This window comes from Brevundimonas viscosa (assembly GCF_900116065.1).
GTDB classification, from domain to species: Bacteria; Pseudomonadota; Alphaproteobacteria; order Caulobacterales; family Caulobacteraceae; genus Brevundimonas; species Brevundimonas viscosa.
This window is the reverse complement of record NZ_FOZV01000005.1, coordinates 10001-24347: the sequence shown is the minus strand read 5'-3', so window position 1 is coordinate 24347 and position 14347 is coordinate 10001. Positions and strand designations below refer to the sequence as shown.

At 68.7% G+C, this 14347-nt stretch carries 14 protein-coding genes; 6 read left to right on the top strand and 8 right to left on the bottom strand.

Going from position 1 to position 14347, the window contains the following annotated elements; translation table 11 throughout:
- Window positions 1–71: 71 nt before the first annotated feature.
- The gene (locus BM333_RS10220) at window positions 72–977 is read left to right on the top strand and encodes a DMT family transporter (RefSeq protein WP_092310814.1); all 906 of its coding nucleotides are present in this window, start codon (window positions 72–74) and stop codon (window positions 975–977) included.
- A 56-nt stretch (window positions 978–1033) separates the two neighbouring features.
- On the opposite strand, the gene BM333_RS10215 is transcribed toward BM333_RS10220, so the two are convergent.
- A complete protein-coding gene (locus tag BM333_RS10215; protein ID WP_092311531.1) occupies window positions 1034–1597 on the bottom strand; it encodes a DUF3035 domain-containing protein in 564 nt (187 codons plus the stop codon).
- 96 nt (window positions 1598–1693) lie between these two features.
- The gene (gene lspA / locus BM333_RS10210; protein ID WP_092310810.1) at window positions 1694–2212 is read right to left on the bottom strand and encodes a signal peptidase II; all 519 of its coding nucleotides are present in this window, start codon (window positions 2210–2212) and stop codon (window positions 1694–1696) included.
- Between the two features lie 163 nt (window positions 2213–2375).
- Here lspA and BM333_RS10205 point away from each other — a divergent pair, with 163 nt between their 5' ends.
- Window positions 2376–3605, top strand: a complete 1230-nt coding sequence (locus BM333_RS10205) for a cation:proton antiporter domain-containing protein (RefSeq protein WP_092310807.1) — start codon at window positions 2376–2378, stop codon at window positions 3603–3605.
- Window positions 3606–3608: 3 nt separating this feature from the next.
- Here the strand turns inward: BM333_RS10205 and BM333_RS10200 are convergent, their stop codons facing one another.
- Window positions 3609–4400 (bottom strand): PhoH family protein, encoded by a 792-nt coding sequence (locus BM333_RS10200; RefSeq protein ID WP_092311528.1) that lies wholly within the window; start codon window positions 4398–4400, stop codon window positions 3609–3611.
- Between the two features lie 287 nt (window positions 4401–4687).
- Here BM333_RS10200 and BM333_RS10195 point away from each other — a divergent pair, with 287 nt between their 5' ends.
- Complete coding sequence (locus BM333_RS10195; protein WP_092310803.1) at window positions 4688–5221, top strand: gamma carbonic anhydrase family protein; 534 nt, start codon at window positions 4688–4690, stop codon at window positions 5219–5221.
- Window positions 5222–5226: 5 nt separating this feature from the next.
- Here BM333_RS10195 and BM333_RS10190 read toward each other — a convergent pair whose 3' ends face one another.
- Complete coding sequence (locus tag BM333_RS10190; RefSeq protein ID WP_092310800.1) at window positions 5227–5760, bottom strand: PAS domain-containing protein; 534 nt, start codon at window positions 5758–5760, stop codon at window positions 5227–5229.
- A 137-nt stretch (window positions 5761–5897) separates the two neighbouring features.
- Here BM333_RS10190 and BM333_RS10185 point away from each other — a divergent pair, with 137 nt between their 5' ends.
- Complete coding sequence (locus BM333_RS10185) at window positions 5898–6779, top strand: hypothetical protein (RefSeq protein WP_177221865.1); 882 nt, start codon at window positions 5898–5900, stop codon at window positions 6777–6779.
- 125 nt (window positions 6780–6904) lie between these two features.
- Here BM333_RS10185 and BM333_RS10180 read toward each other — a convergent pair whose 3' ends face one another.
- The 4 genes from BM333_RS10180 to hfaA all read right to left on the bottom strand — a co-directional run bounded on the left by BM333_RS10180 (window position 6905) and on the right by hfaA (window position 12504).
- Window positions 6905–9751 carry a M16 family metallopeptidase gene (locus BM333_RS10180; protein WP_092310797.1) on the bottom strand — a complete coding sequence of 949 codons (2847 nt, stop codon included), beginning with the start codon at window positions 9749–9751 and terminating at the stop codon, window positions 6905–6907.
- 131 nt (window positions 9752–9882) lie between these two features.
- Window positions 9883–11136 (bottom strand): holdfast anchor protein HfaD, encoded by a 1254-nt coding sequence (hfaD, locus tag BM333_RS10175; RefSeq protein ID WP_092310794.1) that lies wholly within the window; start codon window positions 11134–11136, stop codon window positions 9883–9885.
- Window positions 11063–12079: a holdfast anchoring protein HfaB gene (hfaB, locus tag BM333_RS10170; RefSeq protein ID WP_092310791.1), complete on the bottom strand. Its 1017-nt coding sequence runs from the start codon at window positions 12077–12079 to the stop codon at window positions 11063–11065. The genes hfaD and hfaB overlap by 74 nt, the downstream gene beginning before the upstream one ends.
- A complete protein-coding gene (gene hfaA / locus BM333_RS10165; RefSeq protein WP_092310788.1) occupies window positions 12076–12504 on the bottom strand; it encodes a holdfast anchoring protein HfaA in 429 nt (142 codons plus the stop codon). The genes hfaB and hfaA overlap by 4 nt, the downstream gene beginning before the upstream one ends.
- Before the next feature lie 164 nt (window positions 12505–12668).
- Here hfaA and BM333_RS10160 point away from each other — a divergent pair, with 164 nt between their 5' ends.
- Complete coding sequence (locus tag BM333_RS10160) at window positions 12669–13319, top strand: rhomboid family intramembrane serine protease (RefSeq protein ID WP_092310785.1); 651 nt, start codon at window positions 12669–12671, stop codon at window positions 13317–13319.
- A 51-nt stretch (window positions 13320–13370) separates the two neighbouring features.
- Window positions 13371–13799 (top strand): CBS domain-containing protein, encoded by a 429-nt coding sequence (locus tag BM333_RS10155; protein ID WP_092310781.1) that lies wholly within the window; start codon window positions 13371–13373, stop codon window positions 13797–13799.
- The last annotated feature ends 548 nt before the right edge of the window (window positions 13800–14347 follow it).

The window sequence follows — 14347 nt, the reverse complement described above, 5'->3', positions numbered from 1 at the left end:
GCCACATTCTGAAATGCGAAGTGTCGCGGCGGCCCCTCGCTCCGGACGACCGGGGGGAGTAGGCGAGGCGCGTGAAGTCCACCGCTCCCCCTCCCGCCGCGCTGACGGTCGCCGAGATCGCCGCCATCGCCGCCGTGGTGGTGATCTGGGGCGTCAACAACGCCGCCGCCAAGCTGGCGACCGAGACCCTGCCGCCGCTGCTGACGGGGTCGTTGCGGTTCGCCATCGCGGCGGTCTGCCTGATCCCGTTCGTGCGGCCGCCGTTCCCCAACTGGAAGAGCCTGCTGCTCATTGTCGGGCTTGGGGGGCCGCTGCACTACGGCCTGATCTATCTCGCCTTCTGGTTGGCGCACGACGTCAGTCCTGTCTCCGTCGCCGCCCAGCTGTGGGTGCCGTTCACGGCGCTGTTCGCTTTCCTCGTCCTCGGCGAACGGCTGTCCCGCTTCGCGCTGGCCGGCATGGGCGTGGCCTTTGTCGGCGTTGCGTGGATGACGCTGGACGCCCACGCCATCGCGGACTGGAAGGGCATCCTCGTCGGCATCGCCGCCTCGGCGGCATGGGCCATGACCACGGTGATCGCCCGGCGGACGACGTCGATTCCGCCGCTTAAGATGCAGGGGCTGCTGGCCGTTGTCGCCCTCCCGACCCTCGCCTTCGGCTCCGCCCTGTTCGAGGACGGCCAGGCGACGGCGCTGCAGCAGGCGGACGCCCTGGTCTGGGCCAGTCTGGCCTGGGCGGGGCTGGTGTCCTCGGTGCTGGCGACCACCCTGGTGTTCTGGCTGGTCCAGCAACGGGAGGCGGGGCGGGTGACGCCCTATCTGCTGGCCACGCCGGTGGTGTCGATCCTGATCGGATGGGCCTTCATGGGCGACGTGCTGTCGCCGCAGATCCTGACCGGGGCGGCCCTGACCATGGGCGGGGTGGCCCTGGTCGCATTGGCCGAACGCGGCCTGCGCGCAGGGGCCGCCAAGGCCTGAAAAGAAAACGGCCCGGACGACAGGCGTCCGGGCCGTTCAATCGGCAAGTCTCAGGCTTACAGGCCGGGCAGCTTGAACCCGTCGTCGCGGCGCGGCGTGATCAGGATGCCGGCGGCGCCGCCGGTGAGGGCCTGCACCCGGGCGTATTCGCTGGCCGCGTCGATGGTGACCTGGCCTTCCGGCGACTGGGTGGTCGAGGCGGTGCGGGTCGACGGGTCGTCGCGCCGCCAGAACAGGATCCGGTTGGCCCAGCCCTCTTCCTTGTGCGCCAGGTCTCCGAACTCGTCGTCGATGACGTAGCGGGCCAGCGGATCGGCCCGGTCGCCGCCGGCCTGGGCGACCAGAACCTGTTCGCCGGGCGACCGGGTCACGGCCTGACGCTGGCCGAGAAGGATCTGGCGGGCGGCTGACTCTGGCGCCAGCTCCTGCGGACGCGGCTGGCCGGGGGCGGGCGGGCGCAGCCCGTACTCGGGCGGCACGGTCAGCGGGGCGGTCGAGACGGTCAGGAACTCGTCCGGCGTCACCTTGGTCAGGCCGATGCCCTGCCGGAGGCTGGAGCATGCGCCCAGCGCAAGCGTCGAGGCGGCGATGGTCAGAACGGCGGCGGTGCGAAGGCGCATGATTGATCCCGGTGCGGCGCCGAAGGAGGCGCGCATATACCCTAGAGGAAGCGGCTGATTACGACTTTTCCACGGCGAGGCCAACCGCTGCGGCGATCAGAGCGCCCGGTTCTCTCCGACCGTGTCGCCAGCCTGGCGTTTGCCGGCGCGCTCTGAGATCACGGCGTCGAGGATCAGGAGCGCGACGCCGATGTTGATGGCCGCGTCCGCGATGTTGAACACCCACGGAAAGCCGAGGCCCGAGAAGTCGAGGAAGTCGACGACATAGCCGAAGCGGATGCGATCGATGACATTGCCCAGCGCGCCGCCCATCACCAGACCGATGGCGCTGATCAGCAGCCGGCGGTTGGTCCGGGTCGCCCAGACCGCCAGCACGACGGAGACGCCGATCGAGAACACCGTCAACAGCCAGCGTGCCGATCCGTCGCCGAACAGGCCGAAGCTGACGCCGAAGTTGCGGACCCAGGTCAGGTTGAAGATCGACTCCCAGACGACGATCTGGCGGACTTCGGGGAGGTCGAGCCCTCCCACCACCCAGGCCTTGCTCAGCTGGTCGAGAACGATGACGACGATGGCGAAGCCGTAGGCGGCGTAGGCGATGCGGGGGATTTTCATTGGGTTCGCTGGATAGTGGCGGTCCCGGTTAGCAGCCCGGGCCCCGCTCGCGAAGGGGCAATCGCGCCGCGGCGGCGTCGTTTGCGCTTGCTCCCGGGCGGCGAAGTCCCCAGGTGAAAGGCTCTTGTCCCGGGAACCTCGACTCGCCTCGCACGGAGCTCCGATGCCGCACGCCGACAGCTTGATTCTCACTCTCGTCGGCGGGTTCGTGCTGGCGTTCGTGTTCGGGATGGTGGCGAACCGGCTGAAGCTCTCTCCGCTGGTGGGCTATCTGCTGGCCGGCGTAGCCGTCGGGCCGTTCACTGCAGGCTTCGTCGCGGATACCGAACTCGCCCCGCAGCTGGCCGAGATCGGCGTTATTCTGCTGATGTTCGGGGTCGGGCTGCACTTCTCGCCAGCCGACCTGATGCGGGTGCGCAAGGTCGCCCTGCCTGGGGCGCTGGTGCAGATCGCGGCGGCGTGCGTGCTGGGCTGGCTGCTGGGCCGCTTCGCCCTCGGCCTGCCGGACATCGAGGCCTTCCTTCTTGGCTTCGCCCTGTCGGTCGCCTCCACGGTGGTGCTGCTGCGCGCGGTCGAGGAGCGCAAGCAGTTGAAGGCCGAGGTCGGGCGCATCGCGGTCGGGTGGCTGATCGTGGAGGATCTGGTGATCGTCATCGCCCTGGTGGTGATGCCATTGCTGATCGTGCCCCCGGGGGAGACCCTGAACAGCGCGCAGCTGGCCCAGTCGATGGCGTGGACGCTCGGAAAGGTCGCCCTCTTCGTCGGGGCGATGCTGGTTGTCGGGCCGCGGGTCCTGCCGTGGGTGCTGGTGCGCATCGCCCACACCCGCTCCCGGGAGCTCTTCACCCTCGGCGTGCTGGCGATGGCGCTGGGGATCGCCTGGGTGGCCTACAGGCTGTTTCATTCCTTCGCGCTTGGCGCCTTCCTCGCCGGCCTGGTGCTGAACAGCTCGCCGCTCGGCCATAACGCCGCCGAACGCTCCCTTCCGCTCAGGGACGCCTTTGCGGTGCTGTTCTTCGTCTCGGTCGGCATGCTGTTCGACCCGACCATTCTCGTGCGCGAGCCCTTGGCGGTGCTGGGGGTGCTGGCGATCGTGATCGTCGGCAAGTCGCTGGCTGCGCTCGCCATCACCACCATGTTCAGACTCGATCGGGCGACCAGTCTCACCGTGGCGGCCAGTCTGGCCCAGATCGGCGAGTTCAGCTTCATCCTCGCGGCGCTATCGGTTTCGCTGGGCGCCATGAGCCGCGAAACCCACGATCTCATCCTGGCGGCGGCCCTGCTGTCGATCTCGCTGAACCCGTTCGTCTTCGCCCTTGTCGACCGCCTCGGCGCGCGTCCACCCGAGCCGGCGCCTGCGCCGGAACCGGCCCGGGTGACGGATCTCGTCTGACGATCAGAGCACGCCGATCATCGACGCGACCAGCGGGTGCCGGACGATGTCTCGCTCGGCCAGGCGAACTACGGCGATCTCCGGCACCGCCTCAAGGCGTGTGGCGATGTCGGCCAGCCCGGAGACTCCGGGCAGCAGGTCCGACTGGTGAGGATCGCCGGTGACCACCATCGTCGAGTGCCAGCCGAGCCGGGTGAGCAGCATCTTGAGCTGCACGTAGGTGCAGTTCTGGGCCTCGTCGACGACGATGAAGGCGTTGTTCAGGGTCCGGCCGCGCATGTAGCCGATCGGAGCGATCTCGATCAGACCTTCGGCCATCAACGCCTTCACCCGCTTCATCGACAGGCGGTCAGACAGGGCGTCGTAGAGCGGCCGCAGGTAGGGGGCCAGCTTGTCCTCCATGTCGCCGGGCAGGAAACCGATCGACTCCCCGGCCTCCACGGCGGGGCGGGACAGGACGATCCGTCCGACCTTGCCGGCCTCCAGCGCCTCGACCGCCTTGGCGACGGCGAGATACGTCTTGCCTGTTCCCGCAGGGCCGAGCGCCATGACCAGGTTGGAGTGATCGATCGCCGTCAGCAGTTCAGCCTGGCCGTCCGACTTGGGCTTCAGCGTCTTCAGGTAGCCCTGCTCACGCTCGTCGTTCGAGGGATAGGGCGACCAGCCGGCGTGGGTCGGGAGCCGCCTGACCTTGGCGTCCTCGGTGAACTGGCGCGAATCGAGGATGCCGTGCTCGCGCGACATCTCACGGGTTTGACGCTTCAGGGCCGCACGCTTGGTCATGGACGCCTCCAGGGCATGAAAAAAGGCGACGTCGCAAAGACATCGCCTCGAACGGAAGTGGTGAGGAGGGCAGGGGACGCGATGCAGCCGCCCGGATCGGTGGAAGGACCATCCTCCAGCGGGGAAACCCGCCGAACCGAGCACGCCACGCGCGTCTCCAGGGTCTGGCCGGACCGGGCTTGATCCGGCTTCCGATCCGGGGCCGAAATGGCGGCCGCGAATCGCAAGAACACTTTGATGCTATCGTGGTTTCCAAACGCTTAAAGCGCGGATTGACCGTAAGATAAGGTGATGTTTCGATGACGATCTATGCGTTGGCGGACAAGAAACCGCAGCTTCCGCCGGAGGGCGAATACTGGGTGGCGCCGAATGCAACGGTGGCAGGAGACGTGATTCTCAAGCCCGGCGCCAGCATCTGGTTTGGCGCTGTGGTGCGGGGCGACAACGATCCGATCACGATCGGGCGAGACACGAACATCCAGGACGGCAGCGTCCTGCATTCCGATCCGGGCGAGCCCCTGGTCATCGGCGACGGGGTGACCGTGGGCCACATGGTCATGCTGCACAGCTGCGAGATCGGGGACAACAGCCTGATCGGCATCGGAGCCGTGGTTCTGGGCCGCGCGAAGATCGGCCGGAACTGCATCATCGGAGCCAATGCGCTGATCACCGAGGGCAAGGTGATTCCGGACGATTCGCTGGTGGTCGGCCAGCCGGGCCGGGTGGTGCGGCAGCTCGAGCCGGGGCAGATCGAGGCGCTGAAGGCGTCGGCCGTCCACTACGTGCAAAACTGGAAGCGCTACGCAGCGGGGCTGAAGCTCCAGGGCAGCTAGAGGGGTCAGGCGGAACGGCGACCCTCGACGAGGGAAAGGGCCGGGCGACCCCGGTCGCCGACGGCGATCGTCAGGCGGGCCGTCAGCCGTCGGGGGGGCGCGCTCGCCACGTCCAGCCTCGGCGCGGGCGCGACCAGGCCGAGGAACAATCCCGCGCGCCCATCGGTGCGACGGAGGGGGACCACACAGACCTCGACCGACCGCGCCTCGGCGCCGTGCTGGGCGACGATCACGACCGGTCGGGCCTCGCGCAGCGATTGGGCGAGGGCGGGAATCACCAGCGTCGCCGACGCGTCGCACCACAACTCGCCGAAACCGGCGCCGCCGAGCGGGCGCTCTCGCAAGGCCTCAAGCCAGCTTCCGGCAAGCCTGAACGTCGCGTCGGACCCCGCCGCGTCGAGGATGAAGGCGCGCTGAAGCCGGGCCCCCAGGACCTCCGGCTCGAGACCGGACCGTGCCGGCACGCCGCCGCGCACTTCGGGCCGGCGTGCGAGATCGATCCAGAAGTCGATCAGGAATTGCGTGTCAGGATGGAACATCGCGTCCGCCTCCGGAGGCGGCGGCGCAAGCCGCGGACCGCCAGCGCAACGGAAACGCAAGGCTTTTGAGGTTTTGATCTCCAGTGGAGCCGTCTGCGATCGGCAGATGAGCACAAGATTCTTCTGGAGGTCGGCCCATGCGGGTGCGGATCATGACCTGGTTGCCGGCCGCTGCGGGCTTCCTCGCGCTATCGGCGGTGGCTGGTGAGGCTTCGGCCCAGTGCGGCCCTGTCTGCGAGCCGCCGCCGCCGCCTTGCTGCGAGCCGCCGCCCCCGCCGCCGCCGCCGCCTCCGCCCTGCTGCGAGCTGCCGCCGCCGCCTCCCTGCTGCAGCGGCGGGGGCAATCTGAACGTCAACGTCAATGTGAACGCCAACGCCAACTCCAACGCAGAGGCGGGCGCACGCGCACGGGCGGGACTCAACGCCCGCGCAGGCGGCAGCGTTTGGGTCAGCGGCGGAGGATCGGCCTATGTGACGGTCGATCAGCCCTATCCGACGACGATCAGCGGCCTCAACGTCGAGGGCGCGCGGATGCGCCGGACGATTCGCGTGCCGTATGAGGAGCGTCGCCGCTGGGAAAAGCGGGTGGTCATCCAGGCCGTCTGCATCGACGACCGCAGCGTGCCGCACCCGGCCTCCCAGGTCCGACCGGACCGCGAGGTGCACGGTGACTACGAGGGTGAGCTGTACCGCTGCCTGGCCGGGACCTGGCTGCAGGCGACCTGGGCCGAGTACCATGGCGACGTCCGCTTCGACGAGGCGGAGACGATCAGCTGCCGCAAGGGCGAAGCGCTGTGGCATGGCCGCGGCGGCAACGTCGAGTGCCGCGCCCAGCGGGCCGAGCGGGAGTGCAACGAGCGGTCTCTGCTGCGCCGCTACGGAGCCGGCGTGAAGATCCTGACGATGGTGCGCGAGGAGATCTACACCGCGTTTCGTGAGGAGGTGGTGGAAGAGGTCGGCGTGGCGGTGCAGGGCGGCGCCATCACCCTTGATGGCGGCGTCGGCGGCCGGGTGTTCTGAACCGCAGCGAACGCGGCGTTCAGCTTGACGTCAGGCGCAAGCTCGCAGGATGAGATGTCGGCGCTTCGTCGACATTCCTGAGAAGCGACTGGCCCCGGCCCGAGTGGGACCGGGGCCTTTTTTGCTTACTCGGCCGCGGCTTGCGACGACACCACGACCGCGCGCCAGGCCGTGCCCGGACGCAGGTACTGTCGCGCCAGCGTCTGGATGTCAGCCGGCGTGATGGCTTCGAGGTCGGAGATGTGCGTGACCGTCTGTTCGACTTCCGACGGCCGCTCCGCCACGTCCGCCAGCTGAGCCAGCCAGTACTCGTTGCCGGCCTGGCTACGACGCAACGATTCGATCACCGGCAGCCGGGCGCGGTTCAGCTCGTCCTCGCTCGGCGGGGCCTCACGAAGCGACGCGGTGATCGATTCGACGGCGGCGTAGAAGGCGTCGAGCTTGTCCGCCGCCGTCTCCGCCTGGATCGAGATCGAGCCGTAGTCCTCGTAGACGTCGGAGGCGCTGGCTCCAACGCCCGGGGAGTAGGCCAGGGCCTGGCGCTCCCGGATTTCCTCGAACACCCTCAGCTTGAGCACCTCGGCCAGGATCGTGGCGCGACGGGCCTCGGTCCGGTCGCCGACGGCGTCGGTGGTCGGCCAGGCGATATAGGCCAGCGCCTGCCCGGCGGGCCCGTTGTGGGTCAGGCGGACCGGCTCGGCGGTCGGCGCCGGGAAGCGCAGCTCCGTCGCACCCGGCGCCGGCTGGGCGTCCGGCCCGCGAGCGGGCAGGGCGCCGAAAGTGGGGGCAACCGCCGCGATCGCATCCTCGACGGTCAGGTCGCCGACCATGATGACGTCGATCGGTCCCGTCGCCAGGCCCCGGGTCACGCCCGCGCGAAGATCCTCAATGGTCCAGCCGGCGATCTCCTCGGGCGAAGGCAGGCTCTGCCGCTTGTCACCGCTCGCCAGGAGGCCCGATCCCTGGATCAGGAAGGCGCCGCCGGGCGTGGCCATCAGCTGGTCGATCTGTTGCGGGAAGACCGACTTGATGAGCTGGAGAGGCGCCGGGCGCAGGCCGGGATCCGTGAGGTAGGCCGCCAGAACCTGTGTCTGAAGCGCCAGATCCTCGGGCCGGGTCGCACCGGACAGCCGATAGCTGTCGCCCTCGACGCCGAACTGGGCCGAGTAGATTCGACCATTCAGAACCCGGCTCAGCTCGTCGAAGGTGAGGCGGCCAAGGCCGCCGGGCGGCACGATCTGCGACGCCAGCAGTTGCGGGTCGGCCCGGTTCGGATCGATTCCTCGTTCGCCGATCCCGGTGCGCACGCTCACGAGGATCTGCTCCTCCCGGAATTCAGTCGGCTTCACCGTCAGGCGCACGCCATTGGCGAACGTGACGACCGTGGCGCCCAACTCCGCGATCTCGCTCCGGTCGACGACCGTTCCCGGCTCGCCGAAGGCGGCGTACGGCCATTCCAGTTCCGCCTGGGCCGCCGGCGCCGCGACGGGAACCTGTCGCGAGGCTTCCAGCGCGGCGGTCACGGCCGCTTCGCCGCCTTCGATCTCGACGGGGGTGACCACCAGCGCGAGCGGGCCTTCGCCCCGGAACACGCCCTTCACAGCCTCGCTGACCTCCGCGGCCGTCACGCCGGCCACCGCGGCGTTGAACAGCTCAAGGTTGGTTTGGGGCGCGCTGAAGACGTCCTTCTCGTTGACGGCGTTGATGAGCTGGCTGGCGAGCTGCGGCGTTCGCCGGGTTGCGGCTCCCGCGACGGCGTTCTCCAGCGCGGTCCGGATAGCTGTGACCTCGCGTTGCAGTTCGGCTTCCGACACGCCGTACTGGACCAGCCGGCGCTGTTCCTGCTCGATCGCCTCCAGCGCGCGCTTCCACTCTCCGGGCGCGAACTCCGCCGAGACGGTGGCGATGTCGAGGCTTTCGGCGAGTCCGGCCTCGCCGCCGCTGGCGGAAGAAAACGGCGGATTGTCGGTCCGGGCGATCTCGCCGAGACGGCGGTTCAGGACCGCAACGCCGAGGTTGCGGATCAGGTCCTCGCGGCGCTCGGCCACGGTGTCGGGATCCCGTTCGGGATTGCGCGTCCAGTTGAGCGCGATCGACGACTGGATTCCGGGCTCGACCAGGATGCGGGTTTCCGGCTCGCGCGGCGTGACGGCGCCGAGGTCCGGTTCCGGGCCGTCGGCGGCGCGAGGCTCCCAGCTCTCGAAGGCGCGACGGATCTTGGCCTCCATGACGTCCACATCGAAATCGCCGACAGCGACGAAGGTCGCGCGGGACGGCCGGTAATAGGCGTCGTAGAATTCGACAAAACGCTCGCGCGGGGCGGTGCGGATGATGGTCAGGTCGCCGATCGGGAGACGCTGGGAGATGCGTTGGCCCGGCGCCAGAAGGGCCAGCTGGGCCTTGATCGAGCGCAGGCCCGGCGTATTGCGCAGCCGCTCCTCGCCTTCGATTACGCCGCGCTCGGCGTCGACGGCCTCTGCGGCCATCAGGGCTTCGGACACCTGCTCGCGCATGATGTGCAGGCTGGTGTCGACGGTCTCGTCGTTCGTGCGCGGCAGCTCCAGCATGTAGACCGTCTGGTCGAAGCTGGTGAAGGCGTTGGTGTCGGCGCCGAACGCCAGGCCCAGACGCTCCAGGATGCGCAGCAGGTCATTCTCGGGGACGTTGGTCGTCCCGTTGAAGGCCATGTGCTCCATGAAGTGAGCCAGGCCGAGCTGGTTCTCGTTCTCCATCAGCGAACCGGCGTCGATGCGCAGGCGGAACGAGGCCTGGCCCGGCGGCGTGGCGTTGCGCAGGACCGCATACTGCATGCCGTTCGGCAGCACGCCGAAACGCACGTTCGAATCCGCTGGAATGTCGCTGCTCGCCTGGGCCCACGGGTCGGAGGGCTGCGCCTGGGCGAGGGCCGGCGCGGCCGCTACGAGCACGGAGAACGAGGCGGCGGCGAGAAGCAGAAGGCGGGCGGATCGCATCAGCGGTCACTCCGATGGGCGCGCGCAGGGACGCGAACGCGAAGAAAAGGAAGGACCGCGAATTCAACCAGATCCGCCGACGCCCCGCACAACCCTTCTGCGAGCGGCGAGCGGGCTCAAGTTACAGAAGATTAATGTGTGGGCCGGGAGACGTAGAAGGTGGCCGAGTTGCCGACCGCATTGGCCCCCGTGATCACGGCGCGGTTCGAGCCGGCGACGGTGGTCGAGGTCTGGGCCGAGACGCTGCCATTGTTGGTCTGGACGTTGTTGGCTTCCAGATAGCCCGGGCACTCGGAACAGGCATAGCCCGTCACCGCGTTCCCGACGGCCTCCGCGCCGACATAGACGTCGTAGCCGTTGGTCCCCGAGAAGGTCGCGCTGACGTCGACGCCGCCCGCATTGAACTGGTTGTTGTCGATCTCGACGTAGACGTCGTTGTTGCCGACCGACAGTTCGTTGGCGGCGCCCCGGGCGTAGGCCTCGGCGCGGCCGTAGTCATAGGCGGTGGTCAGGGCGGCGGCGCGGACGAACGAACTGTTGTCCTGGGCGGAAGCGACCACGACCGAGCCGCCCTGGTTGTTCAGTACCGCCTGGTTGGCGGTCGCGCGGGCACGGGCGGCCAGGTCCCAGGCGTTGCCGGCGTTGGCGCTGGCGTCGGCCTCGAGAAAATCGCCCGTGGAGGACTGGATGATCGACAGGTCCTGGCCGGAGGTCTGCACGCCGGTCGCGGCGACGGCATTGCCGACGGCATCCGCCGTGACCGTCGCGGCGGCCGGGATGTACTGGCTCTGGATCCGGCTGAAGGAGCGGACGGTGGCCGCGTTGGTCTGATCGATGTCGCCCTGGAGCAGGGAGCCCTCGCCGTAGAGCGCAACTGTGTTCGAGATGGCTGAAGCGGCCACGCTTCCGCCGGCGTGCAGTCGCGCCGACGAGTCCCCGATCTCGGTCACCGCGCCGACGAGGCCGCCGGTGTTCGACTGGACCGCGTCGGTGGTCAGGTCGGCGTCATAGGCGCTGACGGCGAGATAGTTGCCGCCGGCCTGGGTGGTGACGTTGACCTCGCCCCATGTGTCGCCCCCGAGCGCGACATCGGTTCGGGCCGTGGCGTCGCCGCGCATGTCCTGCCCGGACTGCACGGTGATCGAGCCGTTCTCGACGGCGCCCGAGGCGGCGTTGCCCTGGGCCGAGGTTTCCGCGGTCACCTGGTCCTGGGCGTCGACGACATTGATCGTCTGGTGCGAGAAGACGTCGCCCAGCTGGAGCTGCTGGTTCAGGACCAGGGAGTCCTGGGGGGGCGTCTGGGCGGCGGCCTCAGTAGCGGCTGCGGCGCACAGCGCCGTCGCGGCCATCGTGCCAGCGAGACGGATCCGCGCGGGTGTCGCCATTGTTCGTGTCCGTGTTGGGGTAGGCCGGGTAGTAGCCGCCGGTCGCGCCGACCGTGCCGCCCAGCGGGTCAGGACCGGCCGAGAGGCAAATCTCGGGCCCCGGCGCGCCGTAGAGGTTGGCCATGAACTCGACGGTGGCCCGCTCGATCAGGGCCCGCACCGCCAGTTGCACCGGCTCCAGTCCGCCTTCGCCGGCGGAGATGTCGAAGACATTGCCGTTCAGGAAGTCGAACACCCCCGCCGAGATTTCCCGACCGATGATCTGCTTCTGGTAGGAGATGACGTCGACCACCTCGAGCGTGGTGGTCTGCACAAGCCTCAGATCGATGGCCACGTTCATGACGAAGGCCTTGCCCGAGAAGGCCGTCGACAGCGGCGTGTCGGTCTCGACCTGCCCGGCGGCCATGTCGAAGCCGCCTGAACGGATGTTGTAGTTCACCTCGGTGATGCCGCCGATGATGTAGAAGTCCGTGCCGGGCACCGAACCCGCCAGGATGCGGCGGTACTGGACGTCGTCCGCGCCGCCCGCGCCCTCGTCGCCGATCAGTCGGTTGTTGGCGTAGCGCAGCTCCATCTCGGAGACCGAGGTGTCGTAGCGTTCGACGATGCGCGCGCCGGACTTGGCCAGGGCGGTCATGGCCATCAAGGAGGCGCCGCCGGTGATCTGGCGTCCACCGTCGGCCGACACCGTGCCGGTGTAGTCGCTGATCCGGCCGACGGCGATGCGCGGGGAGGGCAGGTTGTAGCGTCGGGCGTAGTCCGCCATGCAATAGAGGGCGGCGGAGTAGGGCGTCGGGTTGGCGATCACCGGCGCATTGCCGATGGGCGTCGCATAGGTGCCCCGCGGGCTGGCCGACGAGGAAATGCAGCCGGCCAGCAGGGCGGCCGCGCCGCAGACGGCGACGGCGCTCTTCAGGCGACGCGGGAACTGGCCGGAGATCATGGGCGCCTCGGACTGGCGTTGAGGTTCGTTCCGGCCGTGACCTCGCCATTGTTGGTCTGGCGGGAATTGACGATGACCGTGTTGTGGTTGCCCTGGACGACCACGTTCAGGTTGTTGCCGATGGCGGTGGAGCCGCCGATCGTCGTTCCGTGGCCGCCGGCTCCGCTGAAGCTGGAGGATACCCCGCCGGAAGCGCTCGAGTAAGCGCTGGCGCCGGACTGGATGAGACCGTTGACGATGAGCCGGTTGCCGTTCTGGTCGCGCGTCGAGCCGGTCTGGGGACGGGCCGTGGCGTAGCGGGAGCCGCCGTACCCGGCCTGGTAGGCGGCCATCCCTGACGAGCCGGCCGACTGGGCGGCGACGGCGGTCGGCATGACGAGCGCGGCGATCGCCGTCGCGGTCCCGGCCAGTCTCGTGACGGACATGCGCGTCTCCCCCGTTCAATACGGTTTACGGCCCGCTAAGGACCCTGCGTGCCAATCTGGATCATGGTTATTAAGAAGCGCTTGCCAGAGGCCGGGTCGCTCGCCAGATCAATGACCTGCGTCGTTTCCGGGACCTCCAGCTGACCCAAGCCGCCGACGAGAGAATGTTCAACGCGCCGGCGGTCTCGGTGCTGGTCGCGGCGTCGATTCCCTTGCTCTATCTGCTGCAGGGCTGGCTGCCCGGGGGAGGGCATGGGTTCGCCTTCCGCCCGGCCTCGCTCGTCTCGGGAGGCTGGTGGCCGGGACTGCTGACGGCGATGTTCCTCCATGCCAACTGGGCCCACGCCGCGATGAACGCCGTCAGCGCCCTCGCCTTCGGCCCGCCTGTGGCCCGACTCATGCCCGGCGTGCGCGGGGCCGCCGGCTTTCTCCTCCTGTATATTGCGTGTGGCGTCGTCGCCGCTCTCGGCTACGGCCTGGTTCACCTCGGCAGCGACGCTCCTTTGGGCGGGGCCTCCGGAGCTGTGTTTGGCCTGATGGGCGCCGCGATCCGGCTTCTGGGACGGCGCAACGGCCGCCTCCGGCCCCTGACCGACCGGCGCGTCCTCACCACGTCGGCGGCCCTGATGCTGGTGAACGCCGGCGCGGGCCTCATCGGTTTCGCGCCCGGTATGGAAGGCGCAACGATCGCCTGGGAGGCTCACGCCTTCGGCTACCTCTTCGGACTGCTGGCGATCGGTCCGTGGGTCCGGCTGTGGGGATCAACGGCGCAGCCATTTGATTCGTCCGCCGATCTGCGCGACCCTCGCGTCTGAAGAGAGCGGCCCTGTCCGCGGCCGCATCCGTCAGACGGAAGAGGAGCCGCCATGCTGGTCACCGAGATTCTCAAGGGCAAGGGACATGCGGTCTGGTCGGTCGCTCCGGATCTGCCGCTGGCTGAGGCCTGCGCGGAGCTGGAACGCCGCAGCGTCGGGGCCGTGATCGTTTGCGACGGCGACCGGGTCGTGGGCGTCCTGTCGGAGCGGGACGTGGTCCGCGCCATCGCTCGAGGCGGCGAGGCCGTCCTGTCGCGGCCCGTTTCCGACTATATGACGGCGGACGTGGTGTTCGCCGCGCCGGGCGAGACGGTCGGCGTCCTGATGCAGCGCATGACCGATCGCCGGATCCGGCACCTTCCGGTGCTCGCGGACGGCCGGCTGAACGGAGTCATCTCGATCGGCGACGTGGTGAAGTGCCAGATCGACGAGGCCACGCGCGAGGCGGATTCCCTGCGCACCTATATTGCGGCGGGGTGAGGCGACGCCGGCGCCGGCGCCGGCCGACCGGGAGTCCGCGAGAAAGTTCGGAAAACCATCAGAATCGGGTTGCGGACGAAATGGGCGCTGCGTATATCGCCGCCTCGCTCGGAAACGGGCCGGCCGCCGGGGCCGCGGAGACGAAAGCCTCCCGATCCCAACGGAAGAAAGAAGCGAAAGCCTCTTGATTTCCGGAAGCGGTTTGGTTAGGTTCCGCGCTCCAATCGAATCGTCGGAAACGAAACAGAGGGAAGCCCCTCCGGCTTCACTCGGCGGTTTTCTGCGGTCTGGAAGGTCTCGATCTTCCGCTCCGCAGAAAGGCTGAAAAGCCCGGTTGACACGGAGAACGGCCCTCCCTAGAGAGCCGCCTCCGCCGCCCTCCGGGGCGGATCCGCAGAGAAAGGTTCTTCTTCAAAAAGAACCACTTGACGCGGAGAAATGAGGCGGTAAACACCCGCCTCCCTGGTCCTCCGGGCCGGGCCTGCAGAGAAAGGTTCTTCTTCAAAAAGAACCGCTTGACGCAGGAAAATGAGGCGGTAAACACCCGC